Consider the following 946-nt stretch of genomic DNA (forward strand, 5'->3'; position numbering starts at 1 on the left):
CAACAGCGTGCTGTACCAAGATTTAGTGAAGACGCAAAAAGCGGTTGATGCGGGTTCCTTCCATGACTGTGCAGAGCTTGCGTGTAATTTCTATGTCTACGCGATGGGAGATTCTGGAGACAAAGGCGATCTTTCGACCTTGTATGATGAGCTTATGAAGTCGATGAGCAAGTTTGCAGAGAAAGGCGTCACTGACGATCGTCTGGAGCAGTTGAAAGGTAAAGCTGAAGCGGATGCGATTTTCGCGCTTGAAAGCGTGAAAGGTAAAGTCACACAGCTAGCGTCGAATGAAACTTTCTTTGGCCAACCTGACTTGATTGAAAAACAATTGGAACAGATTCGCGCCGTGACTCCTCAATCTGTTGAGAAGGTGTACCAAAACTTTATTCAAGGTAAGTCGAAAGTCACCTTGAGCGTGGTACCAAAAGGCAAAACGGATCTTGCTGTTAAGTCTGCGACATTTACAACGCCAGAACGTACCTTGCCAGAGTACAAAAAAATTACCGATGATCAGTTAGCCTATCGCCGCGCAACGGACAATTTTGATCGTTCAGTGCAGCCACCGGTCGGTGAGCCAGTGAAAGCAACAATGCCAGAACTGTACAATGTGCACTTTGACAACGGCTCTGAACTACTCGGCACCGTGAGCAACGAAACTCCGACAGTCATGATGCAATTCAGCTTGCCTGCGGGCACGCGTTTTGTGGAAAAAGGCAAAGAAGGCCTAGCGCAACTGACGGCCGCTATGTTGCAAGAAGGAACGACCAAACGTAGCGTGGAACAAATTCAAGCTGAGCTCGATAAACTCGGCAGCATGATCTCTGTCGATGCCACAGGCTACACGACGAACATCAGCGTTTCTTCTTTAGAAAAGAATTTAGAGCCAACACTGAAAATTGTTGAAGAGATGCTGCTGTCGCCAGCGTTCAAACAAGAAGATTTTGAT

Annotated in this window: 1 protein-coding gene; it reads left to right on the forward strand. The window is 47.1% G+C overall.

The window, feature by feature from the left end:
* Positions 1-946: M16 family metallopeptidase (locus R7Q11_RS25165; protein ID WP_225466878.1), on the forward strand; the 946-nt coding region annotated here is incomplete at both ends.

This window comes from Vibrio sp. 970, assembly GCF_033339075.1.